Below are 26,924 nucleotides of genomic sequence, written 5' to 3' on the forward strand. Positions count from 1 at the left end.
GATAGGAAAGGAAGTTTATCAATGAACCAAAAACATACATCGATGCCGGTTTCCATTTTGGACCTGGTACCCATCAGAGAAGGATTTACTGCAAAAGATGCGTTTGACGACATGGTTGGGCTTGCCCGGCATGCCGAAAAATTGGGCTACCGGAGATTCTGGCTGTCCGAACACCATAATACCCCGACACTCGCGAGCTCCGCGACGTCGATATTGATTTCCAAAGTGCTCGACCATACCGAGAAGATCGAAGTCGGATCTGGCGGCATCATGCTGCCGAACCACACGCCGTTGGTGGTGGCGGAACAATTCGGGACATTGGCAACGATGTATCCGGGCCGCGTCAACCTTGGTCTCGGCCGTGCGCCGGGAACCGATATGCAGACGGCCCATGCGCTCCGCCGGACCACGCAGGAAACGGCATATGCCTTTCCGCAAGATGTGGTGGAGCTTCAGAATTACCTGAAGCCCATTGAACACCAAAGCATGGTCCATGCTTATCCGGGCGTCGGGACAGAGGTGCCGATCTTTATCTTGGGATCGAGCACTTCGAGCGCACAGCTTGCAGCGCGGCTCGGGCTTCCATATGCCTTCGCTGCCCATTTCGCCCCGCAGCAGCTGAAAGAAGCCCTTCGGATTTACCGGGATCATTTCCAGCCTTCCGAGTACTTGGAAGAGCCTTATGTCATTGTCTGTGTAAATGCAGTGGCTGCAGAAACCAATGAAGAAGCTCGGAAACTGGTGACATCCAGCCAGATGTTCTACCTGAATGTCGTGCGCGGCACCAAGAATCTGCTGCAGCCGCCTGTCGATTCCATGGACGGCAAGTGGAGCCTTTACGAAGAAAACGTGGCGCGCAATATGTCCCAGTACACATTTATCGGGGACCGTGAAACGGTCGCCAGCCAATTGGAGCCATTTATCGAAGAGCTGCAAGTGGACGAATTGATGGCAGTTTCTTATATTTACGACCAGGAAAAACGCAAGCGTTCGTATGAAATTCTGAAAGAAGCTGTAGATCAACTCTAAATTAAAAATGGAGGCGGCAGGCATGAAAATCGGAATTATCGGAGCAACGGGGAAAGCAGGCAGTTTCATTATGAAAGAAGCGCTGTTGCGCGGGCATGACGTAACGGCGATTGTCCGTGATGCCTCAAAGCTTGGTGAAAAGCGGGCAAGCGTCATGGAAAAAGATCTATTTGACCTGACAACAGGAGATTTGAGGGAGTTTGATGTCATCGTCAACGCGTTCGGGGTCCCGCCGGAAAAAGCCGAGCAGCACATGGAAGCAGGCAAGGCTTTGATCGATGCGTTGAAAGGGGCGCCGGGCACCCGGCTGATTGTAGTCGGAGGAGCCGGCAGTTTGTTTGTTGATGAAGCGAAAACGACCCGGCTGATCGAAACACCGGAATTTCCGGATGCCTTCAAGGCGATTGCAGCAGGCCAGAGCCAGAACCTTGCAGACCTTGAAGCAACAGACGGGATCAAATGGACGTTTCTAAGCCCGGCCGCTTTTTTTGATCCGGATGGCTCCCGGACCGGCCGCTACCAGATTGGGGAAGACAGCATCCTCTTTAATTCGAAAAATAAAAGCTATGTCAGCTATCCGGATTATGCAATCGCATTGCTGGATGAGATTGAACATCCCCGGCATCTGAACAAACGCTTCACGGTCGTGTCGGAAAATCATTGAACAGTGTAAGGAATGCCGGCAAATACTTACGCGAATCGCCAAAAGTTTGCCACTAAATGTTCACGTTCGCCGGCAATTTGAAATTTCCTATCCTGTATAATGAGAAGAAATTCAAACCTAAAGGCGGGAACAACCAAATGGAATTTCTGTATTTTCCTGAAGATAAATCTGAATATATTCCGGGAATCATTTCGATTCTTGTCATCTTTGTATTATCCATCTTTATTGTCCGCCTGCTGATGAGAGCTTCGCGCAAGGAAGTGCAGCAGCTCGAACAACAAGGCTACCCAGCGTTCTATAACGGGACCAACGACGCCATTGAAAAAAAGCAGGATGAAGCGGGCGCGCCTAAAGAGCAGCACGTAAAATCAGAAGGTGCAAAAAGCGAACCGGACAAAAAGCCCTGAGCAATCAGGGTTTTTTCTTTTGGCTGAAAACAAAAAAAGCAAGGTCACGGGGGACCTTGCTACTCATTTTCCTGCTTCGATTTCATCAGTCAGCGAAACCAGTTCGTCGATCAGTTCTCCGATATAAGCGATGGTGTCACGCAGCGGCTGTTCGGTCGTGATATCCACGCCGGCCATTTGCGCCAGTTCAACCGGCGTTTTGGTGCCGCCCGTTTTCAATACTTCGAGCCATTCATCGACCGCGGTCTGGCCTTCGGATAAAATCCGTTTGGATACTTGCGTCGAAATCGTCAAGCCGGCGCTGTAAGTATACGGATACAAGCCCATGTAATAATGCGGCTGGCGCATCCATGTCAATTCCGCCCCTGGCGTGATTTCTACATCTTCTCCCCAGAATTCTTCCAGGACACTGCGTTTCAGGTTGTTCAACACACCGGCATTGACGCTTTGTCCGGCATCGATCCGCTCGTAGACTTTCCGCTGGTAAGCCGCTTCGAGCAGATGCGTCACGAAATTATGGTAATACGTACGTGCCACAATCGACGAAATAACCCAGCGCTTGAATTTAGGGTCGTCCGAGTTTTGGAGCAGGTGATTGGCCACCAGCATCTCGTTCATCGTTGACGGTGCTTCAATGAAGTAAAGCGAAGGGCGCGCGTTGAAAATATTCTGTTCTCGGTTGGCATTGTAAAAATGTCCGGCATGGCCGAGTTCATGCGCCAGAACGAACACCTCATTCATGCGGCCGGTCCATGAAATCAGGATATAAGGATGATAGCCGTAAGGGCTTGAACAGAACGCACCGGTCGACTTCCCAGTATTCTGCGCAAAGTCGATCCAGCGTTCCGAGTAGGAGCGCTCGACCATTTCCAAATAATCGTCTCCCATGATGCTCAGTGCATCATTGATGTATTTCTTGGACTCTTCCACGGTGATTTCCGGTTCATAAGACGGATCAAGCGATATTTTCAAATCTGCGAACGTTATCTTCTCAAGGCCATGCACTTTCTGCAGCAGCTTGGCATATTTGCGCATATGCGGCGCCAGCTCTTCGGTGATCAAATCGATTTGGCGGTTATAGAGCGATCGGTCGACTTCCTGGTTGAATAGCAAATAATCAAAGATGGTGTCATACCCGCGCAAGTCGGATGTCGTTTTCTCAATCTGCAGTTTCATGTCGTAAGTTTTGGCAGTGGTGTGCTGATAATCTTTCAGCTTTTCCGAAAAAGCGTCGAACGCTGCCCGGCGCAATTCCGCATCCGGTTCTGCCTCCCAGTCGCCTTCAAACGAAACATAGCTGAGCGGGTACTTCTTGCCGCTGGCTTCAAAATCGTCAAAAGCCATATCGACCATTTTGGTTGTATTGTAAAGGCCGTAAGGGGCGTTGAAGGTCGATGAATAGGCAGCTAAAGCCTTCTCGGCTTCCGGGTGCAATTGATACGGTTTTTCGCGCAGCACATGCTTCAGGAAATTTTCGAATTCCGCCGATTTCCCGGAAGCGGCTTTCAAGGTCTCTTCAGGCAATTCAAGCAATTCACTGGTGACAAAAGAAAGCTGGCTGCCAATCTTGGCAGACACCGAACCGAATCGGCTTGAACGCATTTGTGCTTCGTCATTCGTCTGGTCGGTGCTGAGGGACAAACTCGCATATGTACTGACCGGCACCATTTGTTCGTAAAGGGCCGAGTAGGCTTTCAATGTTTCGATGACGGATTCCGCATCCCGGACGTTGCCTTTGAACTGCTGGTGGAAGCTGGCGGCTTTTTCCTCTATATCCTCGAGTGCTTTATCAAATGCTTCGCTTGATGCAAATAAAGGCTCTAAATCCCATGTATCTTGCTTTGGGACTTCTGAGCGGGGCGGTAAACTTTTAACCATCGAATATCTCTCCTCTGTTTAAATTAATACGGTTATCGAACTATTTCTTAGTATAAAGAACGAGAGGGAAAAAGTAAAAAATAAATTAAAAATTCTAAAAAACAGGTTTAGAACTTTTAGATCGGTGGAATAACAATAGTACAAGGCGGAATAACGTAGGGAAACGCGTATAAACGATGTAAGTTTATGAACGCATCCAGACGATGACTTGCACAGCCTTGGCGGAAAATTTTGCTTTACTGGCGATATGCAACTCTTGTCAGAGACCATGCAACAAAAGGTTTCGATCCAGACAGTATCAAATCAGTAAAAGGTAAGTTTTTTGTGGAAGTGCATCTAATTACGCTAGCTGCAGAAACACCAATTTCGCTGAGAGGTATATGCGAAGCAAAAGCCTTAAAGGCAAATGACAGTTAGCAAAACGAACGTGCATTGGCGAGGGTTAACAAATTCGTCAGGCATCACAATTGTAGAAGAATTGAATAAAAATTTTCCGCGTGCATTCCCCCTCACTGGAAGTTTGAGGGGCAGCAAAAGGAAGGGCATGGCCTGTCGAAAAGGGTCATGCTTTTTCCTTTGCCATTTTTCAGTGCCATTCCCGTCTGAATAATCATTTTATTTCCATCAAGTTGTGATAGGATGTAAAAAGACTGTAAAATTCAACGGGAAAGAAGGAGATCTCATGACTGAAAACGTGAAACAGGCGATCCAAGATGAATATCCCGAAGATTTTGCCTGGTGCTACGGCTGCGGGCGAATGAACAAAGAAGGCCATCATTTTCGGACAGGGTGGGATGGAGAAGAAACCGTCACCTATTATCAGCCCGAATCGGAGCACACAGCCATTCCGGGATTTGTATATGGTGGCTTAATCGCTTCTTTGATTGATTGCCACGGCACCGGATCCGCCTCACTCGCACTGCACCGGAAAAACGGATTCGAACCGGGAAGCGGAGAGGAGCCGCCGCGTTTTGTCACCGCTTCCTTGCACGTCGACTTCAAAAAACCGACGCCGCAGGACACTGTATTAAAAGCAGTAGGAAGAGTAGAGGAAATTCATCCGAAAAAATTCAAAGTGGCTGTTGAAGTGTTTGCCGGAGACGCAGTGTGTGCAACAGGCGAAGTCGTTGCCGTCGTAATGCCAGCTTCATTTGCAAAGTAAAGCATCTTCTAGGCAGCACAGTAGAATTCGTAAAGAAACCATCTTCGGATGGTTTTTTATTTTTTAATAACCTAGTTCGCTGGTAAGAATAATCGGTTTATTATATAATCACTTTATTCCTTTAAAGAAAGTGAATTTTTTAACGATTAAGATTTCAGCATAAGAAGGGAAGAGAGCAGAGATGAGATATGGATTTTGGCTGCCGATTTTCGGCGGATGGCTTCGTAATGTAGAAGATGAGAACATGCCGGCAACATTTGATTACGCCAAACAAGTCGTACAGTCAGCAGAAAAATGGGGCTATGACACCACCTTAATCGCTGAACTGAACTTGAACGATATAAAAGGGATGGAAGCTGATTCACTCGAAGCTTGGTCCACAGCGGCTGCATTGGCGGCGGTTACGGAGAAAATCGAAATCATGACTGCGATCCGTCCGGCTTTCCATAATCCGGCTATAACTGCCAAAATGGCCGCCAACATCGACCGGATTTCCAATGGGCGATTCACCTTGAATGTCGTCTCTGCATGGTGGGCAGAGGAAGCACGCCAGTACGGCGGGGAATTCACCGAGCACGATGAGCGGTATGACCGGACCGACGAGTTCCTTCAAGTTGTCAAAGGTATGTGGAGCCAAGATGAATTCTCGTTCAAAGGGAAGTATTACGATATCCAGAATGCGCGCTTGGAACCGAAGCCGGTCCAAAACCCCAATCCGATTCTTTATGCTGGCGGGGAAAGCCCGCGCGGCAAGAAATCAATCGTGGAGTCTTGCGACGCGTACGTGATGCACGGCGGTACTGTAGAAGAAATCAAGGCCAAGATTGAAGATATGAAAAAATTGCGTGAAGCTGCAGGGAATGCACCGCTGCAATCATTCGGGATGGCAGCCTACGTCGTATGCCGTGACACCGAAGAAGAAGTTAAAGCGGAATACGCCCGCATCGTCGACATGAAAGATGCGAGCGGCTATGTCGGCTACAACGATTTTGTTTCGAAATCACAATTGGAACAGCAAGTGAAGCTCGAAGACTATTCCGTATCGAACCGCGGGCTTCGCCCGAATTTGATCGGAACGCCGGAAGAGATTGCGGACCGCATTCTGGCTTACGAAGAAGCGGGGCTGGATTTATTGTTGCTGCAATTTTCGCCGCAGCTGGAAGAAATGGAACGCTTTTCACAGAAAGTAATGCCATTAGTAGAAGAAAAACGCAAAGCGCTTCAAACGCTTTCCAACTAGGAGGAAGACAATGACTGAAAAAATATACGTCATCCACGAAAATGAAGAATGGACAACCCACCTGTTCAAACGTCTGGACGAACTGGGGCTGCCTTATGAAAACTGGTTTATCAATGAAGGATTGGTCGATTTGACCGAAGCGCCGCCGGAAGGCGTCTTTTACAGCCGGATGAGTGCATCTTCCCATACAAGAGGCCACCGCTACGCGCCGGAATTGACAGAGTCCTTGCTTGCATGGCTTGAGCACCATGGCCGGAAGGTCTTCAACGGCAGCCGCGCCCTGCGGTTGGAAGTCAGCAAAGTCAATCAGTATATGGCATTGAATGCTGCCGGCATCCAGACGCCGAAAACGATCGCTGCCAACGGCAAAGAGCAAATCGTAAAAGCAGCGGAAAAATTGGGCGAGTCTTCTTTCATCATCAAACACAACCGTGCCGGTAAAGGCCTTGGCGTGCAATTGTTCCATTCGATGGAAGCTTTGCATGAATACTTGAATGGCGGCAGTTTTGAACCGTCGATCGATGGCATCACCCTGGTTCAGCAATACATCCAGGCGCCGGAACCGTTTATCACGCGCTGCGAATTTGTCGGCGGCAAGTTTGTCTATGCGGTACAAGTGGATACGTCAGAAGGCTTTGAACTTTGTCCTGCGGATGCCTGCCGCATCGACGATTTGTTCTGCCCGGTCGGCGAAGAATCAGAAGAAAAACCGAAATTCCAAGTGGTGGAAGGTTTCGATGATCCGATTCTTGCCAATTACGAAGAATTCCTTCGCCAAAACGGGATTGCGGTCGCTGGAATCGAGTTTATCCGCAATGCAGAAGGCGATATTTTCACTTACGACGTCAACACGAATACCAATTACAATGCAGATGCCGAAGCCGCACACGGCACGTACGGCATGCTTGAACTGGCAAAATTCCTGGAAGCGGAATTGAAGGGCCTGAAAGTGACAAATTACTGATTATCGAAGCATCGCTTAGGCGGTGCTTTTTTCGCGGGGTTTAAAGGGGATGCCTTAAGGGAAAAATTCTGTAACAGGCTGATTAGAAAAGGAAAGGGCGATGGAGCATGGAAGAAAAACGAAATGAAGAAGCAGTAGAGGCAGAAACAACCAACGAAGAACCTAAAGCAGCGGAAGAAACCAAAGCGATAGAGGCAGATCCGGTGGAGCCGGAAGAAATCGAGGAAGAGCCCGGAGAACCCGATATGGACGCGCGGCTGAACAAAATCTACAGCAACGTGGCTTCCAACCGTTACGAGAACTTGCGCACGAGCTATATTGAGAACAAAGCAAAAGAGCTTCGCAGACGAACAAAATAAAGACCGGGTGCCTGCAGCACTCGATCTTTATTTTTCGGGAAGCTTTTCAATTTCTTCCGCAACGACAAACGCCAAATCATCGTTGCCGAACATCTGGAGGATTTCCAGGATAGTGGCATGATCGATTTCGATGTCTTCCGGCTCGGCGGCCGCTTCTTCGGCAGCAAGCGCAAGTGCTTCATTCTTGGCTTGGCCGGGGTAAGCGCGCTGGTATAAAGCGAGCGGGTCTAAATTGTGGTTCAAACACCAGTGAACGAACAACTGGATCATGGTATTTTCATCTTGCTGATATTTTTTAATGATGTATTCATCTCGGTTTTCAAATTCCATAACCGGCACTTCCTTTCAGCATGGTGCATCTGATTCCACTATATCAAACGGAATCATCCAAGTACATGCATGGACTTCTGTCCTAGTTTGCTCTAGAATGTACGCGAGAGCAATGATAAGATCGGGGGATAAAAAAATGAAATTACTGCAAGTACGAAAAGGGCAATTCGTCTATTTCAAAAACGAATTGCATAAAGTGTATTCCGTCAAACCGCTGGCGAAAAAATCGGTGCTGATGTTCCGGGTGAAAGACATGGAGCAGTTCGAAGCCAAAGCGGACGAAGTGACGTATTACAAACCGAAGCATCTGGATTCATTAATGCTGATGGGAACAAGATACACTTTGCGGGAAGATGTCGGGGCGGAAGCCGGCGGGTTCATCTTGATCACCAAGCCGGACCCGGATTATACCGACCATTACGGGCTCAACGAATTTGAAAAAGTTGAATCTGTTGAAGGCAAGGACGTTATCACGACGCGCCAGAACACGGTGAAATCGAAGGAATTCTATGTCATGGTGCCAGGGGAAGAACCTGGAAGCAACGACATTTCGTATTTCGACAAGTCACAAGTGCCTTCTGAGCAATTGGAGCAGGATGCCAATCTCGAAGAGCAGCTGCGGGAAGCGAATGCGATCAAGCCTTCGATTGGGGATGTCTACTTGAATCTGGATAATGGGTCGACCGCTATGGTGGTCGCGATTGAGCAGGACGTCGTAACGCTCGGTTCAGGCGAGAAGCTGACGTTCCACGCCTTGTACAAATCGGACAGCTGGAACTTCTTATATTCATTAAACCCTGGCTCAGGGGAATTTTAATCAAAAAACCGGACCTCTTGAAGGTCCGGTTTTTTGCGTTTTATGAAAAAATCTCGCTGATTGCGTTGATTTCCTGGGGCGTCAGCTGGATATCGAGTGCACTCAAATTGGCGAGCACTTGGTCTGCACGTTTCGCACCGGGAATGACGGCGTCTATTTCTGGGCGTGCCAAGTACCAAGCGAGTACGAGCGGAGCAGTGTCCGCGCCTTTGTCTTCGGCGATGGCCTTTAATTTCGCCACTTTATCCAAATTGTGTTCGAATTCCTCACCTTGCAGATGCGGCATGTTCTTCCGCAGGTCATTGAATGTCATGTCTTTCGTATATTTCCCAGCGAGCAGCCCGGCTGCAAACGGGAAATACGGGACAAAGGAAATCTGCTGCTCAAGTACGTAAGGCAGCAATTCGTTTTCCGCTTGGCGTTTGATCAGGTTGTATTCGCCTTGGAACACATCGACATAGCCATCCTTGTTCGCTTGTTTCAGCTGTTCCATCGAGAAGTTGGAAACGCCGATCGCCCGGATTTTCCCTTCTTCCCGCATTCGCTGCAGCTCGCCGACCGCTTCGTCTTTTGGCGTGTCTTCATCCGGGAAGTGGATATAGAACAAGTCGATGTAATCGGTCTGCAGGCGCTTCAAGCTGTCTTCGACCGTCTGGCGCAAGAAAGCAGGGGAGTTGTCGCGGATGATGCCCGAATCGCCTTTCCGCTGGGCGCCTTTTGTCGCGACGACCACTTCATCGCGCGCGCCGGACTCCTGCAAGACTTCACCCACCAATTCTTCTGAACGTCCGTAGCCGTAGCTATAGGCGGTATCGATGAAATTCAGCCCGTTGTCGATGCCGGCGTGAAGAAGCTCTTTTCCGGTGTCTTCGTTGAGGTCCGGATAGAGATTATGCCCTCCGACCGCGTTTGCCCCGAGGCCGATCGGGTTTACCTGCAGATCCGTCTTGCCGATTTGAACTTTTGCCATGGACTAGCCAACTCCTTTTCATCAAACAGAATAAAATTATCATAACATTCTTGTTTTTTTATTCCCACCCGGCGCGCTTGGCGGATGAGAAAACCGCACCTTGATGGGCGCGGCAGTATCAGTTTCATTCCTGGGCTCCGACGATGTGGAATTCCTGGAGCATGGCATAGAAGCGGGCGCCGTGGCCTTCTGCCGCTTCAAGGAAATAGCGTTCCGTGATGACATAGCTTCCTCCGTTGCCATTGCGGATGACGTAGGCGTGGACCACCGGATCATCCCATGCCTGTCCGCCATTGGCGATGCCGTGCAGCTGGTAGCCGGCCACTGGCTCCTCGACCTGTTCCACTTCCCGCAAGTCAGGGAATTCCGCTTTCAATTCTTCTTCAATTCGTCCCACTAAAACGTCCGGTGCGGTATCCGGCACTTGTTCGATGGTCATCGAGACTTCGGGAAACTTTTCCGGAAGCGGTTCTTTTGTGGTGATGACATCCGGTTCATCGCCTGCACCTTTGATCATTTTATAGCGCTCTTCGTCGATATAGATGACGTATTCGGCGTTTTTTCCTTCGTTCAGCTGCACTTCGTTTTTTTCGTCCGTGCCTTCAATGCTTTGGACCGCTTGTTTCTCCGGCTCGAACAGCTCCTTGATCCGGTCGATGAGCGCCAGTCCGGTATCGGTCCCGAAGCTGAAGACCAGAAGCAGAACAGCGGCCGCTGCAAAGAGGGCGGGGAGGATTCGCAGTTTCATTGTATGCACCTTCTCCGGTTTTATTTCTTCGTTAAACAGTTCGTTATCCAAGCGGTTCCAGATTTCGTCTTTCATCTTCTCGGGAGGGGTAGTGTGTTTCATCAAGGCGTGTTTTGCTTTGTCATCTATTTTTTTCACGTCCTATGCCTCCTTTCGGGCGGGATCCAAGAGTTTCCGCAAACGATTACGTCCGGTGAACAGCCGTGATTTAACGGTGTTTTGATTGATATCAAGGATTTCCGCAATTTCCTGTTCGCTGAATCCTTTGATGTACTTGAGGATGAGCGGGATGCGGTATAAATCTTTCAGGTTCTGGATGGTCCGGATCAGCTCCGCCAGGTTTTCGGATGAAGGCTCTGCAACCTGCGGATCATTTTCAAGGTACGGGTGGTGATAGCCCGAAAGCTTGGCTTCTCTTTTTAGCAACCTGTGGCATTCGTTCACGAGGATCCGGTAAAGCCATGGTTCGAACGGCAGATTCGGATCATAGGAGGAATAATTGCGGTATACCCGGATAAAAGTCTCCTGGACGGCATCCTTTGCCATTTCGTTGTTGCGGGTGATGGCGATTGCCGTCCGGATGGCGAAATCGGCATGGGCCTCATAAAGCTTTTGAAAGTCGTCTCTATTAATGGAATCCCGTTTTCCCATCGCTTTGGTTCACCTCTTTCCACAATGCATTGCGTCCTCTTACTAGTATTACCTCAGAAGAAGGGGAAAAGTTCGATTTATTTTCATTCGAATCAAAAAAGACAGGCAGCATGGCCTGTCTTTACGGTTTATTCAATGGTGTGCTTGACCGGTACGGGATCGAGTGCTTTTGTTTCGTTGATAAAGATAAAAGCATCGTAGCGCCGGGATATTCTCGATGGGACATAATTGCCGTAAGCTTCGTGTTCCGGGTTGTAGACGACCCCGATGGCCCGGTGGCCGGTCCACCGGTCGAAGGCGGAGAAATTATCGGAATCGAAGATCAAGTATTTATCGTGGGCGCCGGTGCGGTGAAGGATTTCCTCCCAGGAATTGGTGCGGGCAGGAGGGACTTCCATCACTTCGTGCGGGATGCCCCAAGCTTCTGAAGCGATGACTGTGCCTTGGTATGTGCCGAATCCGACCGCGAATAGATCTTCGGGCCGGTTTTGTTCCCGGAGCACCTGGCCGACATTCAGCATGCCATCGTTCCGCATGTCTGTCGCCCGGGCATCGCCGATGTGCGTATTGTGCTCCCAAATAATGATTTTCGCGTCTTTCCCGTGGTAATCCCGGACCTCGTTGATCGCTTCGACCATGTGTTCATCCCGGATGTTCCAGGAAATTTCGCCGCTCTTCATCACGGACCGGTAGTAATCCTCAGCGTTTTTGGCAACCAGCGCATTGATGCCAAGATTCAAATCACCTTCCTGTTCGTCCTGATAATGTTCCTGATTTGCCCGTATTGACGCCAGAAGCTTCGACACTTCATCCACACAAGCAGCGGAGAAATTAGCGCTTGCGATGGAGTAGCTGTCTGATTTGCGGTTGAACGGCTCGAAGCAGGAAAACGCTGCTTTCGCCAGCTCCAAATCGCCGCCGTCCGGGTCAGTATGCGTGAGGTGATGGACGATTTCATCCATCGACTCCCATAAGCTGTAGATGTCGATGCCGTAAAAACCGGTCTTCGCATCGCTTTGCATGTTGTGTTCTTTCAGCCAGACAATAAAATCGGCGATTTCTTCATTCGCCCACATCCAGGTCGGCCAGCGCGAAAAAGCCTGCAGCACTTCGTGTGCGGTTTTCCCTTCATGCCCGTAGCCTTTGATAAAGCGGTTTACTTGATGGGAGGAGGGCCAGTCGCCTTCGACGGCAATGAGCGAAAACCCTTTTTCCTGGATCAGGCGCTTGGATAACTCCGCCCGGACGGTATAGAATTCCGAGGTGCCATGGCTCGCCTCGCCGAGCATGACGATCTTGGCATCGCCGATCGCCTCAAGGATCGGCGCCAGGTCTGCAGGTGAACCAAAAGGTTTTGCATGGATTCTGACGGCTTCTTCAAGTGACTGTTCCACGTTGAAAACTCCTTTCCGTATCCCTTGTTACTCCTAGTGTTCCCGCATCCGCCTGACTAAAACAAAGCACGGAAAGCCCCGTACAATAAAAAAACACCTGCTTTACGCAGGTGCTGGGTCATTTCGCTAAAACATCGTGGAATTCCGGAGTTTTTTCAATGACCGATCTTGCAAATGGGCATTTGGGATCGATGGTCTTGCCTTCATCCCGTGCATATTGAACAACATGCCCAACCAGTTTTTTTCCCATGCCTTTGCCTTCCAGTTTCGATGAAACTTCTGTATGGTCCACCGTCAGAACGTCCCCGTCCGGCACACATGAAATATACCCAAGTTCCTCTGAATCCTCTGTGACCACAAACCGGTCGGTGTCTTGTATGATTTCCATCAGGCTGCCTCCTTTGGTTTTGCTTTCCCTTCTGTATTCCCGGTTTTGGAGAAGTTATTCATACCTGCATGCAGCGGCGCCTAGACGCTGACGATATCTGCGCCTCGCTTCTGTTCAAAGGGCGCCTTTTGGAGAGAGTCCCGAATAACGTCGATGGCTCTTGCCGTTTGATAATTTTTCCGGCTTTCAAAATTCTTGAAGGCCTGGCTCCCGCCGCCGACAATCCGGTAGGTCTTGCCGGGATCGAATCCTTCGCCCACGATCTGCAGGCTCTGGATCCGGTGCCCTTTGGGATTGTAGGGCTTGAATGTCATCCGTATGCCGCTTGAGCGGAGGACATAGCCGCCTTTTTGCTCGAATGGATCAGAGGAATAGACTTGTTCCAGGTTGTTCTCCAGAGCTTTCCACAATTCCTCGCCCGTCAGTTCCAATGTGAACAGTTCAGGGTTGGTTGGAATGATGGTGTGCAGGTTAAAGAGCGTAAGCGGACCTGCAGGCATCGGGTGCCCGTAGCGCCAACCATGGGAGAATGCGGCGCTGCTTTCAAAAGCAGCCAGGTAGGCGTCTGTGATCAATTTATCCATGGGCGCTTCTTCAAGCGTCATGCGGTGGAGCAGTGTCCGGGTTTCGCCCGCGACAGCAGTTCTTTCTTTTTCGTAGCTGGACAAGAGGCTGTCGACCATCCCTTTGATTTCTTCATCCTCTTCAAAGAGCTCATCCACTTCGATCAGTTGGTAATGGACATCCTTTACGGCGCCGTTTTGGACGTCCACATCCAGGCGGCCTAAAAAAGAACTGCTTGAGCCTGCCTGTACAATGTGGGCTCCGTTTTGGACGATCGGTTTTGTGATGCGGTCATGGCTATGCCCGGAGAGGACAATGTCTATGCCATCCACCATGGAAACCAATTTCACATCCAACGGCAGGCCCATGTGGCTTAATAGCACAATGACATCGGCCTTTCCTTTCAGCTCGTTGACCGATTGGCGCACTTCATCCACGCCGATTGTGAAATCCAGTCTTTCCGAAAATCCGGGGGGCATGGTGATGTCCACATATGGATACGTCAAGCCGATGATGGCGATGCGGAGACCGTCCAGTTCTTTAATGATATGAGGGCGCAGGAAGTTTTGCTTCGTCTGTTCCTCAGTGACATTGCAGGCGAGGGCGGGGAAGGGCAGGCTCTCCGCCAGATGCCGGAGCTGTTCTTTGCCGTAAGAAAAGTCCCAGTTGCCGGGTACGAAGCCGTCGAGCCCCATTTTCCCGAGAATCGGCAAGATCGCTTCTCCTTTGTTGGCGACCAGCGGCAATGTGCCATGGAACAAATCCCCGCCATCAAAAAACAGCACCCGTTCATTTTCGGTTTTAAGGTCTTTGACGTAGCGGCTGATACGTGAAAATCCGCCGGCCTTCTTCAAGACCGGGCCGTCCTCGCTCCAAAAAAGCTCGTTATGCATTTCGAGGCACCCGTGGGTGTCGTTTTGCTGAATCAATGTAAATCGCATGGCGTTCCCTCTTTTCCCAAATAGTATGAAACTTTTTTCAGTGTAAGGGAAAAAGAAATGCTTCACGAATATTTCACCTTATGGCAAAAAAGGAGCCGATATTCATGAAAACTTCATATTCAACGCGTAAAGTAGAAATGGAATGCTACAGAAAAGAGGAGAAAGGCCAATGCTTACACCCGCAATCATCTCCATGTTAATAAAAATTTCAAGCATACTAACGGGAGCTGCCGTTTTCTATTGGATCAGCGACTTGGCGAAAGAGCAGAAGAAAAAGCGGGCTGAAGAAGCGCTTTCCCAAATCGTTAATTTCGTCCTGTTCATCTGGCTGTCGAAGATCCTGCTGAACCTGCCGCTGCTGCTGAGCGATCCGCTGGCAGTGCTTGCCTATCCGAGCGATTCGCGGGCATTCTATCTGGCTGTTTTCTTCAGCGCGGCGAGCCTATTCTACGGCATGAAAAGCGGACGCATCAAAGGATGGCCGCTTCTCCATACGCTGATGCACATCCTGTTGCCGGCATCGTTTTTCTACGAATTCGCGCGGCTGGCTTGGTACGATGATTCCTATGCATTCGGAAACGTGCTCTTATATGCGGTGCTTCTGGCACTGTTCCTGCTGCTCAACAACAGGGTCTCCCCTTATGCAATAGGGAGTGTGCTCTTGACTGTATGGGCCGCTGGCTTGTTCTTGATTTCATCGGTCCAATCGTATGCATCCGTGTATGGCTATGGAATGGCGCCGTGGTTCATCGCCACCTTGTTTGCGGCAGGCCATTTATTGATAGTGTTTAACAGCAGAAGGAGGACAGCCAATGAGTTTGATTAATGCAGACACCATGTTACTTCTGGGAATGTTTCTGGCGCTTGGCGCCGGTGCGATTTCTTTCTTATCGCCGTGCGTCCTGCCGATATTTCCCGCTTATCTTTCTTATATCACCGGCATCAGCGTAAAGGAGCTGCAAGGGGACCGGAACATGAAAATCCAAAGCAGGCTGCTCAGCCATTCGCTGATCTTCCTGGCGGGCGTATCGCTCGTATTCATCAGCCTGGGTGCAGGCGCCTCGTTTTTTGGCCAATGGATCCAGGAGTTGCTGATCGGAGATTCCGGATTGTTCATCCAGCGCATTGCAGGCGTCTTCATTTTGGTCATGGGGCTTTTTATCGGAGGCTGGATCAACATTGCGCCCTTGATGAGAGAGCAGCGCTTCCAGTTCAATAAGCGGCCGTCCGGCTATCTTGGCACCTTTTTTATCGGGCTCGGGTTTGCCGCCGGATGGACGCCTTGCATCGGACCGGTCTTCGGCTCAATCCTCATTTTGTCCGCCAGCAATCCGGGACAAGGCATGTTCTATACATTGATGTATGTCATCGGCTTTGCCTTGCCATTTGTGCTCTTGACGTTCTTTTTGGGTTCGACCAAATGGATTGTCCGGAAAAGCCGGTTCATCATGAAAACAGGCGGCGCCATCATGGCCGTTATGGGCCTCGTGCTGTTCTTCGGGCAGATGCCTGTCATTACTGCAGCGCTGCTCGATTTGATCAAAGATACATGGCTAGCAAAACTAGGATAACGATGGAGGTTCAATAATATGAAAAAAATAATTTTAGGTGTTATTATAACGGCAATGGTCGGATGGGCGGTTTATGATCTGCTCCTCTCCGACCGGGAATCGGCAGAAGAAGCGGAGATTGCAAATACAGAAACAGAGCTTGCGGATACAGAAACGGCCCCGGTCGAAGCGTCGGGCCTTGCTGTAGGGGATCTTGCCCCCGATTTCGAATTGATGACGATGGACGGAGAAACGGTGCGCTTGTCCGATTACAGAGGGCAACGGGTTTTCGTAAATTTCTGGGCAACTTGGTGCCCGCCATGCCGTGCGGAAATGCCGGACATGCAGAAACTCTATGAACAACAGGAGGTACCGGTCGAAATCCTGGCCGTCAATTTGACCGCGTCTGAGAAAAGCGAAGAGAATGTTGCGGAGTTTGTAGAAGATTTCGGGTTAAGCTTCCCGATTTTAATGGACACGAATTCCGAAACCGCCACCAAGTATAAAGTGAAAGCCGTACCGGCTTCGTACATGATTGATTCAACAGGGCGCATCGCATTCGTAGCGCCGGGGGCCATGAATCTCGAATTCATGTCCCAGGAAGTCCGGAAAATGAAATAACTATCAATCCATCAGGCAAGAGGTGTAAGCGTTGAAGCCTACTATATTGGTTGTAGAAGACGATCAGATGAGTCGTGAACTTGTTTCCATTTATTTGAATAAAGCCGGCTACGAAGTGGTGGCTGCGGAGAATGGCGAAGAAGCGAAAACGGCATTCCACACATTCCAGCCGTGCTTGGTCATCCTGGACCGGATGCTGCCGGAAACGAGCGGGGAAGAATTATGCGGATGGCTCAGAAGCCAGGAACGCAATGAAGTTTCAATCATCATGCTGTCCGCGAAAGTGAAAACCCAGGATAAGATCGATGGATTGAAGATGGGTGCGGATGATTATATGACAAAGCCTTTTGAGCCGGAGGAGCTGGTGGCCCACGTGGAAGCCGTGCTGCGGAGAACGGGGCAATTCTGCCAAAAAATCACTTATGGCGGCCTGACCATCCAGCCGCGAAAAGGCGAAGTGCAGCTGTTCGGGAAAAAGCTGTCATTGACGAAGAACGAATTCAATCTGCTATTCCATTTCATGGACAACCCGAACATGGTGCTGAGCCGGGAAGATTTGATCCATCAATTGTATCCTTATAACGACAAGATGGTCATGGACCGAACCATCGATGCCCATATCAAAAATCTTCGGGAAAAGATCGAGGAGGAGCCCTCCTCTCCGAAACGCATTTTGACCATCAGGGGAATGGGGTATAAATTCGTCCATGATTAAGTTCATCAAGTCGTTATGGCCGCAGCAGATCATTTGGCGATTGACCCTGCTGAACACCATTGCGTTTGCGGCGGTGGTCATATTAACTAGCTTGACCATCTACAATGCCGCTTGCGCACTTGTCAGCGGCATGGAATCGGATGTCCAGCGGCAGAATCAATTCAATGCGGCGCTTTTGCAATTTCTTTGGGTGTCCACTGCTGCAACAATTATCATCAGCAGTCTGATTCATTTCTTTTTGACAAAAAAATTGATGCGCCCTTTAAAAGAGCTGATTGAATCGACCAAAGCCATGAAAGACGGGCACTATCCTGAAATGATCGAGATCCGGACCGAGGGCGAAATGGGTGAATTGATCGGACATTTCAATGAACTTGTGCAGCAATTGAAACTCAAGGAGCAGTCCAGACAAAAAGTCGTTTCGGACCTGTCCCATGAATTCCGGACGCCGTTGTCGAATTTGAACGGTTATATGAATGCGCTCAGCAACGGAGTGATTGAAGGGAGTCCTGTGTTATTCCAATCTCTCCAAGGGGAAGCGAAACGCCTGACCGCGATGGTGGAGCAGCTGGAGCAATTGAAAGAATGGGATTTTGCCGCTGCGGAAACGCTGGCGGAAGTTGAGCGGGAAGAGATGGGCCAATTGATCCGGCAGGCAGCGGACATGTTCCATTGGCGGCTCGAGGAAAAGGGCATCCGAGTCGAAATTGAAGCGGATCAAGGGTTTGTCGCCGTCTACAACAGCGGCATCCAGCAGGTTCTGGGGAATCTGATCGATAATGCCATCCGTTATTACGAAGGCTCCGGCCCGATCCGGATCGTCGGGAAGAACTCCGGTACCGGCTACCGGGTATCCGTCATCAGCGAAGGGCAGGAAATTCCTGAATGGGATACGGACAAGATTTTCGACCGCTTTTACCGGACCGATCCTTCACGGAACCGGAACACCGGCGGCAGCGGACTCGGGTTGGCCATTTCAAAGGAAATCATTGAGCGCCATGGCGGCCGGATCGGGCTGGATTCAACGAACCGGCGCCATGCGTTCTGGTTTGCCTTGCCGCTTGATGAAACCACTCTGTGAAAAGAGGGATCGCCCCGCTTTATGAAGCGGCGGCGACGAATAGAGATGTACACACCTATCAAACCGCCGGCAGCTGAACTTTGGCTGCCGGCGGTTTTTTATTGCCGGAAAAAAGGGATAGGGTGCTGCGAGGGAGAAGGAATAGACAAACGGCAGCGAGAGGAGGAGGTCCATGGGGAACGTCATACAGACGGAGTGTGTATCAAAGCATTATAAAGGCGTTCGGGCAGTGGACGGGGTATCGCTCGAAGTGGCGAAGGGGGAGATCTACGGCTTTATCGGCTTGAATGGATCGGGTAAAACGACCACGATCCGCATGCTGCTGGGCATGATCCAGCCGACGCACGGACATTGCTTCCTCGGCGGACAAAAGGTCAATTTGTCGAATCACAGCATATGGGAGGACGTAGGCTATCTGGTGGAAACGCCACATGCCTACCCGGAGCTGACCGTGGCAGAGAACTTGGAGATCTTCCGGCGTCTTCGGAGAAATTCCGATTCCGGAGCGGTGCTGCGGACGGTGGAGAAACTCGGGCTCGCTCCTTATATCCATAGGAAAGCGAAGCATCTTTCACTGGGCAATGCCCAGCGCCTTGGAATCGCAAAAGCCCTTTTGCACGATCCGGCGATCCTGATCCTGGACGAACCGGTCAACGGCCTCGACCCCGCAGGCATCGCCGAAGTACGGGAACTGCTCCGGCATTTGGCTTTGAATGAAAACAAGACGGTCTTCGTTTCCAGCCACTTGTTGGGCGAAGTCGCGAAAATCGCTGCTAAGATCGGCATCATCCATGAAGGCCGGCTGCTGCAGGAACTGCAGGCGCAAGAGTTGAACCATCTTCTTAAACAGCGGCTAGTGATCGATGCCCGGCAGCAGGAACGGGCCATGTCCGTTTTGGCTGAAGCGGGAATCCAGAGTTTTTTGAACGCAGATGGGCTGATCGAGACTGATGTCCTATCCGCCATCCAATATCCGGACCAAATCGCCCGGCTTCTCGTCAGAAAAGATTGCCCGCCAATCCGGCTGTCGGTGGAAGAAGAGGATCTTGAGTCGTATTTCCTGAGGGTGATCGGCAAGAAAGGGGCGGGAATTCCGTGAAGCATGTGTGGACGGCATTTTGGATTGAAAACCTGAAAGTGCGCAAATCGAAGATGATCTGGGTGACGCTCGCAGCCTTCACCTTTGCCCCTTTTATGGCTGGATTCTTCATGTTCATCTTGAAAAATCCGGAACTGGCGGAGCAGTCGGGCCTCGTAGGGGAGAAAGCGCAAATTCTGGGGGAAGCGAACTGGCCGGCCTACTTCAGCATGCTCGCGCAAATCATTGCGGTGGGCGGCATCCTGGTCTTCGGTTTTGTAGCAAGTTGGGTGTTCGGGAGGGAGTACTCAGACCGTACGCTGAAAGACCTGCTGGCTCTCCCTTACCACCGGACAACAATTCCCGCGGCTAAGTTCCTGACGGTTTTTGCCGTCAATCTGCTATTGAGCATCCATGTGGCAGTAGTGGGCATCCTCATCGGCTGGTTCGTCGGCCTTCCCGGCTGGTCGACAGCCGGTCTGGCAGAAGGGCTGGCCGTGCTGTTGATTACAACGCTGCTTGCCATTGCTCTCAGCACGCCAGCCACTTTTTTTGCCTGCTGGGGAAAAGGGTATCTTGCTCCGCTTGGATTCGTGATTTTCATGGTCGTCATCGCCCAAGTCACAGCAGCAATCGGGTATGGCCAATATTTCCCGTGGGCCGTGCCGGCACTGTTCAGCGGCGTGGCGGGAGAAGCGCCGGTTTTGCCGTGGAGCAGCTTGCTCCTTGTTCTGACAGCGAGTCTGGCAGGGATTGCTGCCACTCTCAGCTGGTGGCTGTGGGCAGATCATCAATGAGAGGTGCAATGCGGTCCTTGAAGGAAGCGGGAAGTATAATAAGAGCAGAACACACACCACTGAGGAACAGAAGGGACAGGCTGAAGTGAAGAGCAAGAAAAGTATTTTTAAGAAAATCATGTTTTTTTTGGCGTTATCATTCGTTGTACTGGGAGTTGTCATTTTGCTGATTCTCAATCTGCACCCGTCTTTCGGCGGGAATCCGACCAAAGAACAAGAAGAGCTGTATGGTACATTTGATAATTACAAAGACGGCAAATTCATTAATCCCGAATCGGCCGGGCCGGCGGCAAGTGTGGAAATCCCTTCAACTTTCCCGTATCCCGATTCGACGGCGGAGGCAAAGGAGCCCCCTCGTCCGCTTCCCATTGCTGAGATTGATTGGAATAATATCGACAGTGCCGGTGACAGCCTGACATGGCTGGGGCATTCCGCCTTTATTCTGAGCCTTGATGACAAGAAGATCCTTATTGATCCGATGCTGGGCCCTGTCGCTTCACCGGTTTCCTTTATAGGGCCGAAACGCTACAGTAAAGATCTGTTTGGAATTATAGACGAAATGCCGCCGATTGATGCGGTCTTTATCACCCATGACCATTACGATCACTTGGATTATCAATCGATAAAGAAGCTGGAGGGCAAGGTTGGACATTTCTTCGTCCCTTACGGCGTCAGCAATCATCTGGTCCGATGGGGCATTGAAAAAGAAAAAATTACGGAACTTAATTGGTGGGATGAAACGGAATTCGAAGGCCTGGACATTGCATTGACTCCGGCCAAGCATTTTTCGGGAAGAGGAATTTTCAACCGGAATTCGACGCTGTGGGGCGGTTGGGTCATCCTGGGCAGCCAAACGCGTTTCTATACGAGCGGGGATGGCAGCTATGCAGGGCATTTCAAGGAAATCGGCGACAAGTACGGCCCTTTTGATGTGGCTTTGATAGAAGGCGGCCAATACGATAAACGCTGGCCCGAGTCCCATATGCTTCCGGAAGAATCCGTCCAGGCCAATCTCGACGTACAGGGCGACCAAATGCTGTTGACGCACTGGGGGGCTTTTACCCTTGCCAGGCATGGGTGGACAGAACCGATTGAACGGGCATTGGCTGCGGCCGGAAAGAACGATGTGAATCTGCTTGCGCCCCGAATAGGCGTGACCATTGGTTTGGATGGCAGCTTGCCGCTTCCTGTCTCGCCTTGGTGGAGATAAAAGATTCACAAGCGGCTTTTTCATTAATAGAGCGAGGGGAACTCTAATGAAGTATCAAGCACAAGAATTTAACGATGGTCTGCGAGAGAAAATTAATGCTGGCGAAGCCGATGCCAAAAAGCTTTGTGAAGTTCTGGAAGCGAACTACAAAGGCCTTTTTTCTGAAAGGAAGATGGAGTTTGACATCGCATTCGACCGGGAGGGAGATGAGATTTTTGCTCCGCCTTACAGCTCTTCGATTGCCATCGGAATGTTCAGCGAAGAAGATGAAGTGATCCACATCATTCGTATATGGGAATGCGAACGCTCTTTTTTCGGTTTGCCGGTTTCCCTGCAGATTCCAGGGAGCAAAGTTACAGGTGTTTTCATGGAAGAAACTTTTGAAGAAATCCAGGAAGAGCTGAAGGAAGTTATTCAAGAATTTCTCCTGGAAGAATAGGCGGCCTGATTATTCGGCCGTCAGAATAGAACGGTAAGTAAAAAACGGACTTTGCAGCGTATGCGCAATCGGATGGGGCGTTTCGGCAAATAAAATAATAGGAAGTTTTTAACCTGACGGCCAAAAGGGTATAGCACCCATAAGAGGTGAGGACATGGACAAACAACCATTAGCTGAAACGGCAGTGGACCGGATTGAGACAGTTTTCGGGGAGCACCGGACCTACCGGCGTGCCCATGCAAGAGGTGTGATCTATGAAGCTGAATTCACAGCAAACGGCCTGGCAGCGGAGTATACGGCAGCGCCGCATTTTCAGGCCGGGAAAGTGAAGGCGCTCGCCCGTTTTTCCCATAGTTCCCCGGATCCGACGTGGACGGATGTGATGTCGCCGGTGAAAGGCCTCGGCGTGCAATTCCAGTTGCCTGGAGGGGACATCACAAATATCGTAGGGGTCAATTCTCCGATATTTTTTGCCAAAACACCGGAAGCCTTCACAGAAATCCTGGGCATTGTCACGTCTTTCAAAGACGGGAAGCCGCGCCTTCGAGAATTGGCCAAGCTGCTGATCCGTTATCCGGAAAGCCGGGCGGCATTCAAAATCCTGAAAAAAATGCATGCTCCGGCCAGTTTTGCGACAGGGCGCTACCATTCGATCCATGCTTTCTATTTTATCGGTCGGGACGGAAAACGCACGCCGATCAAGTACGAATGGGAACCCGATGCCGGTATGGAAACCTTGTCGCCAAAAAGCGCCGGTTCGCTGCCGTTCGGCTATTACGAATGGGAAATCGAAGACCGGCTGCAGAAAGGGCCGGTGAGCTTCACCCTCAATATTGTCCTGGGGGAAGAAGGGGATCCGACCGATGATCCGACCGTGGCTTGGCCGGAAGAGCGGCAGAAGGTCGCCATCGGCAAATTGGAGATCGGCCGGCCGGCGCCTGAAGCGGAGCTGGAGAAATTCGATCCGACGGTTATGACAGACGGAATTGAATGTTCAGAAGACCGAATCCTCCATTTCCGCCACCCGGTTTATACGGTTTCCCATGAACGGAGAAAAAAAGAGAATTGAAAAAGGGGCTGTCCAAAAAGTCCGAAATTGAAGACCAAAGGAGAAAAAGTTCAACTTTTTCTCCTTTGGTCTTTTCCGTATTCTATAGCGGCTGATGGGAATGGATAGCAGCTCTTTTTGGACAGCCCTTCGGCCATCTTTCCGGTCAGTAAAGCTTCCCTTGGCGGTACAAGACCGTTGATAGGCGGGTAACGGCATGGATAAAGCAATTTTGGCGGAGCGGGAAAGGGTCTCCGAAAAACTGAGGCAAGATGATATCCATGGTCGATTTCATTTTTTCCAAAAGCAGCCGGAACACTTCTGCTTCGGTATAGAATTGGGTTTCGCGGCCCTGCAGCCATTCGAAATACGAGACGATGACCCCGCCGGCATTGGCAAGGATATCCGGAATGATGATCACTCCTTGGTCGCTCAGGTATTTATCGGCTTGCTGCGTTGTCGGTGCATTGGCCCCTTCAACAATGACCCGCGCCTGGATATCTTTCATATTGCCTTCGTGGATCTGGTTTTCAAGGGCGGCGAGAATCAGCACGTCAACCGGCAAGGTTAACAATTCATCGCGGCCTTTGATGGAGGCTGCCACGCCGGCATGGGCCAATTGCTCCTCGGTAGACGGCAAATCGCCGCGGTGCTCGGCGGCAAAACCGATCAACGCAGGGATGTCCAAGCCGTCCTCATTGAACAAAGTGACGTTGCGGTCGCTGACAGCGACGACGCGGTTGTCGGTTTCGGTGCTGTTATAAGCTTCCAATGCAGCGATGGATCCGACATTGCCGAACCCTTGCACTGCTAACGACAATGGGCGGTTGGCATGGGCCAAAGCTGTAGCTGCGAAAGGATTGTTCGAAGCGGCCAGCTCGTCGGCATGGTCCCGCACGTAATCGGAGAACAAATAACGGAATGTGAAGTAGACGCCTTTGCCAGTGGCTTCCCTTCGCCCGAGAGAGCCGCCGTTCGCGACACTTTTTCCGGTAAAGCTTCCCAAGTAAGGCGATCCGTGTTTGATTTTCTTGTACTCGGCCATCATCCAGTCCATCTCGCGTTCTCCGGACCCGACATCGGGTGCCGGAATGTCTTTGTCCGGTCCGATGACATCTGCGAAATACCGGACATATTTGCGGCAAATCAAATTCAATTCTTTTTCCGAGTAATGACGGGGATTCAGGATGATGCCGCCTTTGCCGCCGCCAAACGGCACGTTATGCAGGGCATTTTTCAAGGTCATCAAAAATGCCAGGTTTACGACTTCTTCTTCATTGACGCTTTCATGAAAGCGGATGCCGCCTTTGTACGGCCCAAGGGCATCGTTGTGCTGCGCGCGGAAAGCGGGAATCCGCACAACGCTGCCATCATCCAGCGGCACACGGAGAAATGATTTGTGTATGCTGTTTGGCGTGGAAAGGATGGAACTTAACGATGTAAATGCCTGAATCCGCATTTTGTCCTGAAGTTCCGGCAAAAAGGTTTCATTTGCCAGCAATGCATTCAGCGAACTTTGGATGATCGCTCTCGTCTGCCCTTCAACTTCTTCCACCCCGGTAGGATCTTCTGTTCCTGCACCCGGCGAATTAAGGTCTTTCCCCATTTTGATAGCACCTCCGAATTTTTTTGTTACTACCCTATACCCTGTCCGAAGCGAAAAATGTATGCAAAAAACCCTCCGGAAAAAATCCGGAGGGCGGCCAGTTTTATTTTTTTGCAGATCTGCCTAATTTGACTTCTGCGTCCAATGCCTTGAACAAGGAAATGATCATCAAGATCATGACGAACGAGAACGGCAGTGCCGCCACGATGATCGTGTTCTGGACAGCGGTCAACCCGCCTACCCATAGGAGGATGGCAGCGACCAGGGACTGCGCGATTCCCCAAAGAATCTTGATCTGGTTGCTCGGCAGCAGTGAGCCGTTGGTCGACTGCATGCCGAGGACGAACGTCGCCGAATCGGCCGAAGTGATGAAGAACGTGCTGACCAAAAGGATGGCGAAGATTGACATGACAAACCCGAGCGGCATTTCGCTGAACATTGCGAACAGCGTCTGCTCGGTAGGGAATGTCGTCAAGTCGATTCCGCTCTTCTGGATATCGATGGCTGTCGTGCCGAATGCCGCAAACCAGAACGCTCCGAAAATGGTCGGCGTCAAGACGACGCCGATCAGGAACTCCCGGATGGTCCGGCCTTTGGAGACGCGGGCGATGAACATGCTGACGAACGGCGCCCAGGAAATCCACCACGCCCAGTAGAAAATCGTCCATGCGTTCAGCCAAGAGCGGTTTTCCGCGTCAAGCGGCGCCGACTGGAAGCTGAGGCTGATCAAGTTCTGCATGTAATTGCCGAACGTTTCCGTGAACAGATTGAGAATCAGCAAGGTCGGTCCGAGCACAAGGACCAGAATCAGCAGAATGACAGCCAGGACCATATTCGTATTGGACAGGTATTTAATGCCTTTGTTCAGCCCGGACCATGCTGATAGGATGAACAGGAACGTCACGATGAGGATAATGACGAGTTGGCTCGTCGGTCCCTGCGGAACATCGAATAAGTACGCGAGTCCGCCGTTAATTTGAGCAGCGCCGAAGCCGAGTGAAGTGGCGACACCGAAAACGGTGGCAAATACAGCCAGCACGTCGACGAGCGTCCCTAGAGGACCTTCCATTTTCTTTCCGAAAATCGGCTTCAATGTTGATGAAATTAACGCAGGTTCCCCTTTGCGGAACTGGAAGAATGCAAGCGACAAGGCAATGATTCCGTACATGGCCCACACATGGATTCCCCAATGGTAATAGGTGCGCTGGAGCGATTCCTTGAATGCGGCATCGGTTCCGGGTTCCGCCGTTGCAGGCTGCACCGCGAAATGGCTCAAAGGTTCAGAAGCCCCGTAGAAGACAAGTCCGATGCCCATGCCTGCAGAGAACAGCATGGAAATCCAGGAAATCGTCGAAAATTCCGGACGGTCCGTGTCTTTCCCCAGGCGTATTTTGCCATAAGGGCTGACGATGATGATAAAGGTCAAAATCAGGATGATGGCCATCAGCATCAAATAAAACCAGCCGAAGCCCGTATCAATGAAACTGCGGATATTGCCGGTCGCTTTTTCAAAGGCTTGCGGAGCAATGACGCCGAACGCAACCGTAAGAATGACTAATGCAAAAGTGATGTAAAAGACTTTCGAAGCTTTTTTCATGGTTCCTCCTTTTTTGTGTAGCACTGGCATAGTTTATAAGATTACCGAAAATGATTGACAGCGTCAACTACCTGCCGTAAGCGGGGAAGCGTGTGTTCACTGTTCCCATTCGTTCATCTGCTCCTCTTCCGCAGCAATCCGCAAATCATCTGCTGTGATCGTCAGGACTTGGTAATCGTTTGTTTCGGCATATCGTTCCGCTTCTTTCTTGGCGAATTTCGGAGAGCCATCCGTTTCTTCGTCATAGACGATCAGCATGCCGTCCGAATTGCGCAAGAAGAATTTATTCTTCTCGATAAATTGCCAAGGCGCTTCGTATGGCCGGTTCGTCAAACTGCGATGGAAATCGGCGCCTTCCAGGATCATCTCGTACTTTTCTTTTTTGGCTTCGTTCCACTTTTCTTCCTGGCCGAGAAAAGGGGTGAGGACCGCGTACTTCAGTTGAGGAAATTCCTCCTGCAGATCAAGGACGACTTCAGCGGCCCACGTCTCGACCCCAAGCTGTCCGCTGACAATGACCCATTCAAGGCCTTCATCGATCAGGACGCGGAGCCGGTCTTCCAATGCTTTCTTGATGATGCGGACACCCGGGTTCTTGTCATCAAAAATTCCGAGTTCGTGCTGCTTATAGCCTGTGACAATCAATCTTTTCAGCATGCCTGTTCCTCCTTTCTTG

The 26,924-nt window shown here is 50.6% G+C and carries 29 protein-coding genes; 18 read left to right on the forward strand and 11 right to left on the reverse strand.

Annotated elements, in window-relative coordinates:
• The first annotated feature begins 21 nt into the window (after positions 1-21).
• The 3 genes from ACFSDB_RS16300 (at position 22) to ACFSDB_RS16310 (ending at position 2,100) form a co-directional block, all read left to right on the forward strand.
• Positions 22-1,029, forward strand: coding sequence for an LLM class flavin-dependent oxidoreductase (locus ACFSDB_RS16300; protein ID WP_204892761.1), 1,008 nt, complete (start codon positions 22-24; stop codon positions 1,027-1,029).
• A 22-nt stretch (positions 1,030-1,051) separates the two neighbouring features.
• Positions 1,052-1,693, forward strand: coding sequence for an NAD(P)-dependent oxidoreductase (locus ACFSDB_RS16305; protein WP_204892760.1), 642 nt, complete (start codon positions 1,052-1,054; stop codon positions 1,691-1,693).
• A gap of 137 nt (positions 1,694-1,830) precedes the next feature.
• Entirely contained in the window at positions 1,831-2,100 is a 270-nt protein-coding gene (locus ACFSDB_RS16310; protein WP_204892759.1) for a hypothetical protein, read from the forward strand.
• 63 nt (positions 2,101-2,163) lie between these two features.
• Here ACFSDB_RS16310 and pepF read toward each other — a convergent pair whose 3' ends face one another.
• A complete protein-coding gene (pepF, locus tag ACFSDB_RS16315) occupies positions 2,164-3,978 on the reverse strand; it encodes an oligoendopeptidase F (RefSeq protein ID WP_204892758.1) in 1,815 nt (604 codons plus the stop codon).
• A gap of 682 nt (positions 3,979-4,660) precedes the next feature.
• Here pepF and ACFSDB_RS16320 point away from each other — a divergent pair.
• The 4 genes from ACFSDB_RS16320 to ACFSDB_RS16335 all read left to right on the forward strand — a co-directional run bounded on the left by ACFSDB_RS16320 (position 4,661) and on the right by ACFSDB_RS16335 (position 7,703).
• A complete protein-coding gene (locus ACFSDB_RS16320; protein ID WP_204892757.1) occupies positions 4,661-5,140 on the forward strand; it encodes a PaaI family thioesterase in 480 nt (159 codons plus the stop codon).
• A gap of 181 nt (positions 5,141-5,321) precedes the next feature.
• A complete protein-coding gene (locus ACFSDB_RS16325; RefSeq protein ID WP_204892756.1) occupies positions 5,322-6,380 on the forward strand; it encodes an LLM class flavin-dependent oxidoreductase in 1,059 nt (352 codons plus the stop codon).
• Between the two features lie 10 nt (positions 6,381-6,390).
• Positions 6,391-7,344, forward strand: a complete 954-nt coding sequence (locus ACFSDB_RS16330; RefSeq protein ID WP_204892755.1) for an ATP-grasp domain-containing protein — start codon at positions 6,391-6,393, stop codon at positions 7,342-7,344.
• Between the two features lie 107 nt (positions 7,345-7,451).
• Positions 7,452-7,703: a hypothetical protein gene (locus ACFSDB_RS16335; RefSeq protein WP_204892935.1), complete on the forward strand. Its 252-nt coding sequence runs from the start codon at positions 7,452-7,454 to the stop codon at positions 7,701-7,703.
• 27 nt (positions 7,704-7,730) lie between these two features.
• On the opposite strand, the gene ACFSDB_RS16340 is transcribed toward ACFSDB_RS16335, so the two are convergent.
• Positions 7,731-8,033, reverse strand: a complete 303-nt coding sequence (locus tag ACFSDB_RS16340) for a hypothetical protein (protein ID WP_204892754.1) — start codon at positions 8,031-8,033, stop codon at positions 7,731-7,733.
• A gap of 136 nt (positions 8,034-8,169) precedes the next feature.
• On the opposite strand from ACFSDB_RS16340, the gene ACFSDB_RS16345 reads away from it, so the two are divergent.
• On the forward strand, positions 8,170-8,850 hold the full coding sequence (locus tag ACFSDB_RS16345) for a hypothetical protein (RefSeq protein ID WP_204892753.1): 681 nt from the start codon (positions 8,170-8,172) through the stop codon (positions 8,848-8,850).
• A 40-nt stretch (positions 8,851-8,890) separates the two neighbouring features.
• On the opposite strand, the gene ACFSDB_RS16350 is transcribed toward ACFSDB_RS16345, so the two are convergent.
• The 6 genes from ACFSDB_RS16350 to ACFSDB_RS16375 form a co-directional block, all read right to left on the reverse strand.
• Positions 8,891-9,820: an aldo/keto reductase gene (locus tag ACFSDB_RS16350; RefSeq protein ID WP_204892752.1), complete on the reverse strand. Its 930-nt coding sequence runs from the start codon at positions 9,818-9,820 to the stop codon at positions 8,891-8,893.
• A gap of 124 nt (positions 9,821-9,944) precedes the next feature.
• Positions 9,945-10,706 carry a hypothetical protein gene (locus ACFSDB_RS16355; protein WP_204892751.1) on the reverse strand — a complete coding sequence of 254 codons (762 nt, stop codon included), beginning with the start codon at positions 10,704-10,706 and terminating at the stop codon, positions 9,945-9,947.
• Between the two features lie 3 nt (positions 10,707-10,709).
• Positions 10,710-11,219 (reverse strand): RNA polymerase sigma factor, encoded by a 510-nt coding sequence (locus ACFSDB_RS16360; protein WP_204892750.1) that lies wholly within the window; start codon positions 11,217-11,219, stop codon positions 10,710-10,712.
• 128 nt (positions 11,220-11,347) lie between these two features.
• A complete protein-coding gene (locus ACFSDB_RS16365; protein WP_204892749.1) occupies positions 11,348-12,613 on the reverse strand; it encodes an erythromycin esterase family protein in 1,266 nt (421 codons plus the stop codon).
• A gap of 118 nt (positions 12,614-12,731) precedes the next feature.
• Positions 12,732-13,001 (reverse strand): GNAT family N-acetyltransferase, encoded by a 270-nt coding sequence (locus ACFSDB_RS16370; RefSeq protein ID WP_204892748.1) that lies wholly within the window; start codon positions 12,999-13,001, stop codon positions 12,732-12,734.
• Between the two features lie 80 nt (positions 13,002-13,081).
• Entirely contained in the window at positions 13,082-14,506 is a 1,425-nt protein-coding gene (locus ACFSDB_RS16375) for a bifunctional metallophosphatase/5'-nucleotidase (protein ID WP_204892747.1), read from the reverse strand.
• Positions 14,507-14,675: 169 nt separating this feature from the next.
• Between ACFSDB_RS16375 and ACFSDB_RS16380 the strand changes: the two genes are divergently transcribed.
• From ACFSDB_RS16380 to ACFSDB_RS16425, 10 genes are all read left to right on the forward strand, one after another.
• On the forward strand, positions 14,676-15,332 hold the full coding sequence (locus tag ACFSDB_RS16380) for a hypothetical protein (protein WP_204892746.1): 657 nt from the start codon (positions 14,676-14,678) through the stop codon (positions 15,330-15,332).
• Positions 15,319-16,077: a cytochrome c biogenesis CcdA family protein gene (locus ACFSDB_RS16385; protein ID WP_204892745.1), complete on the forward strand. Its 759-nt coding sequence runs from the start codon at positions 15,319-15,321 to the stop codon at positions 16,075-16,077. The genes ACFSDB_RS16380 and ACFSDB_RS16385 overlap by 14 nt, the downstream gene beginning before the upstream one ends.
• 18 nt (positions 16,078-16,095) lie before the next feature.
• Entirely contained in the window at positions 16,096-16,677 is a 582-nt protein-coding gene (locus tag ACFSDB_RS16390) for a peroxiredoxin family protein (protein ID WP_204892744.1), read from the forward strand.
• 31 nt (positions 16,678-16,708) lie between these two features.
• A complete protein-coding gene (locus ACFSDB_RS16395) occupies positions 16,709-17,392 on the forward strand; it encodes a response regulator transcription factor (protein ID WP_204892743.1) in 684 nt (227 codons plus the stop codon).
• On the forward strand, positions 17,385-18,473 hold the full coding sequence (locus ACFSDB_RS16400) for a sensor histidine kinase (RefSeq protein WP_204892742.1): 1,089 nt from the start codon (positions 17,385-17,387) through the stop codon (positions 18,471-18,473). Before ACFSDB_RS16395 ends, ACFSDB_RS16400 begins: the two co-directional genes overlap by 8 nt.
• A 172-nt stretch (positions 18,474-18,645) precedes the next feature.
• Positions 18,646-19,572: an ABC transporter ATP-binding protein gene (locus ACFSDB_RS16405; protein ID WP_204892741.1), complete on the forward strand. Its 927-nt coding sequence runs from the start codon at positions 18,646-18,648 to the stop codon at positions 19,570-19,572.
• Positions 19,569-20,348, forward strand: coding sequence for an ABC transporter permease (locus tag ACFSDB_RS16410; protein WP_377340639.1), 780 nt, complete (start codon positions 19,569-19,571; stop codon positions 20,346-20,348). Before ACFSDB_RS16405 ends, ACFSDB_RS16410 begins: the two co-directional genes overlap by 4 nt.
• A gap of 118 nt (positions 20,349-20,466) precedes the next feature.
• A complete protein-coding gene (locus ACFSDB_RS16415; protein ID WP_204892925.1) occupies positions 20,467-21,558 on the forward strand; it encodes an MBL fold metallo-hydrolase in 1,092 nt (363 codons plus the stop codon).
• Positions 21,509-21,997: a hypothetical protein gene (locus ACFSDB_RS16420; RefSeq protein ID WP_204892740.1), complete on the forward strand. Its 489-nt coding sequence runs from the start codon at positions 21,509-21,511 to the stop codon at positions 21,995-21,997. Before ACFSDB_RS16415 ends, ACFSDB_RS16420 begins: the two co-directional genes overlap by 50 nt.
• Before the next feature lie 154 nt (positions 21,998-22,151).
• Entirely contained in the window at positions 22,152-23,066 is a 915-nt protein-coding gene (locus ACFSDB_RS16425) for a catalase family peroxidase (RefSeq protein ID WP_204892739.1), read from the forward strand.
• A 145-nt stretch (positions 23,067-23,211) separates the two neighbouring features.
• Here ACFSDB_RS16425 and ACFSDB_RS16430 read toward each other — a convergent pair whose 3' ends face one another.
• The 3 genes from ACFSDB_RS16430 to ACFSDB_RS16440 form a co-directional block, all read right to left on the reverse strand.
• On the reverse strand, positions 23,212-24,651 hold the full coding sequence (locus tag ACFSDB_RS16430; protein ID WP_204892738.1) for a Glu/Leu/Phe/Val family dehydrogenase: 1,440 nt from the start codon (positions 24,649-24,651) through the stop codon (positions 23,212-23,214).
• 103 nt (positions 24,652-24,754) lie between these two features.
• The gene (locus ACFSDB_RS16435; RefSeq protein WP_204892737.1) at positions 24,755-26,248 is read right to left on the reverse strand and encodes a glycine betaine uptake BCCT transporter; all 1,494 of its coding nucleotides are present in this window, start codon (positions 26,246-26,248) and stop codon (positions 24,755-24,757) included.
• Between the two features lie 96 nt (positions 26,249-26,344).
• Positions 26,345-26,905, reverse strand: coding sequence for an SLOG family protein (locus tag ACFSDB_RS16440; RefSeq protein WP_204892736.1), 561 nt, complete (start codon positions 26,903-26,905; stop codon positions 26,345-26,347).
• Between the last annotated feature and the right edge of the window lie 19 nt (positions 26,906-26,924).

The organism is Planococcus chinensis, assembly GCF_042681545.1.
GTDB classification, from domain to species: Bacteria; Bacillota; Bacilli; order Bacillales_A; family Planococcaceae; genus Planococcus; species Planococcus chinensis.

What these genes read in the sequence shown, in the direction of transcription:
- ACFSDB_RS16305 (WP_204892760.1), top strand. Translation starts at nt 1,052, where the DNA reads ATGAAAATCGGAATTATCGGAGCAACGGGGAAAGCAGGCAGTTTCATT.
- ACFSDB_RS16385 (WP_204892745.1), top strand. Translation starts at nt 15,319, where the DNA reads ATGAGTTTGATTAATGCAGACACCATGTTACTTCTGGGAATGTTTCTG.
- pepF (WP_204892758.1), bottom strand. Translation starts at nt 3,978, where the DNA reads ATGGTTAAAAGTTTACCGCCCCGCTCAGAAGTCCCAAAGCAAGATACA.
- ACFSDB_RS16360 (WP_204892750.1), bottom strand. Translation starts at nt 11,219, where the DNA reads ATGGGAAAACGGGATTCCATTAATAGAGACGACTTTCAAAAGCTTTAT.
- ACFSDB_RS16320 (WP_204892757.1), top strand. Translation starts at nt 4,661, where the DNA reads ATGACTGAAAACGTGAAACAGGCGATCCAAGATGAATATCCCGAAGAT.
- ACFSDB_RS16390 (WP_204892744.1), top strand. Translation starts at nt 16,096, where the DNA reads ATGAAAAAAATAATTTTAGGTGTTATTATAACGGCAATGGTCGGATGG.
- ACFSDB_RS16405 (WP_204892741.1), top strand. Translation starts at nt 18,646, where the DNA reads ATGGGGAACGTCATACAGACGGAGTGTGTATCAAAGCATTATAAAGGC.
- ACFSDB_RS16440 (WP_204892736.1), bottom strand. Translation starts at nt 26,905, where the DNA reads ATGCTGAAAAGATTGATTGTCACAGGCTATAAGCAGCACGAACTCGGA.
- ACFSDB_RS16330 (WP_204892755.1), top strand. Translation starts at nt 6,391, where the DNA reads ATGACTGAAAAAATATACGTCATCCACGAAAATGAAGAATGGACAACC.
- ACFSDB_RS16335 (WP_204892935.1), top strand. Translation starts at nt 7,452, where the DNA reads ATGGAAGAAAAACGAAATGAAGAAGCAGTAGAGGCAGAAACAACCAAC.
- ACFSDB_RS16310 (WP_204892759.1), top strand. Translation starts at nt 1,831, where the DNA reads ATGGAATTTCTGTATTTTCCTGAAGATAAATCTGAATATATTCCGGGA.
- ACFSDB_RS16435 (WP_204892737.1), bottom strand. Translation starts at nt 26,248, where the DNA reads ATGAAAAAAGCTTCGAAAGTCTTTTACATCACTTTTGCATTAGTCATT.
- ACFSDB_RS16345 (WP_204892753.1), top strand. Translation starts at nt 8,170, where the DNA reads ATGAAATTACTGCAAGTACGAAAAGGGCAATTCGTCTATTTCAAAAAC.
- ACFSDB_RS16325 (WP_204892756.1), top strand. Translation starts at nt 5,322, where the DNA reads ATGAGATATGGATTTTGGCTGCCGATTTTCGGCGGATGGCTTCGTAAT.
- ACFSDB_RS16415 (WP_204892925.1), top strand. Translation starts at nt 20,467, where the DNA reads ATGTTTTTTTTGGCGTTATCATTCGTTGTACTGGGAGTTGTCATTTTG.
- ACFSDB_RS16340 (WP_204892754.1), bottom strand. Translation starts at nt 8,033, where the DNA reads ATGGAATTTGAAAACCGAGATGAATACATCATTAAAAAATATCAGCAA.
- ACFSDB_RS16425 (WP_204892739.1), top strand. Translation starts at nt 22,152, where the DNA reads ATGGACAAACAACCATTAGCTGAAACGGCAGTGGACCGGATTGAGACA.
- ACFSDB_RS16370 (WP_204892748.1), bottom strand. Translation starts at nt 13,001, where the DNA reads ATGGAAATCATACAAGACACCGACCGGTTTGTGGTCACAGAGGATTCA.
- ACFSDB_RS16350 (WP_204892752.1), bottom strand. Translation starts at nt 9,820, where the DNA reads ATGGCAAAAGTTCAAATCGGCAAGACGGATCTGCAGGTAAACCCGATC.
- ACFSDB_RS16375 (WP_204892747.1), bottom strand. Translation starts at nt 14,506, where the DNA reads ATGCGATTTACATTGATTCAGCAAAACGACACCCACGGGTGCCTCGAA.
- ACFSDB_RS16380 (WP_204892746.1), top strand. Translation starts at nt 14,676, where the DNA reads ATGCTTACACCCGCAATCATCTCCATGTTAATAAAAATTTCAAGCATA.
- ACFSDB_RS16400 (WP_204892742.1), top strand. Translation starts at nt 17,385, where the DNA reads ATGATTAAGTTCATCAAGTCGTTATGGCCGCAGCAGATCATTTGGCGA.
- ACFSDB_RS16300 (WP_204892761.1), top strand. Translation starts at nt 22, where the DNA reads ATGAACCAAAAACATACATCGATGCCGGTTTCCATTTTGGACCTGGTA.
- ACFSDB_RS16430 (WP_204892738.1), bottom strand. Translation starts at nt 24,651, where the DNA reads ATGGGGAAAGACCTTAATTCGCCGGGTGCAGGAACAGAAGATCCTACC.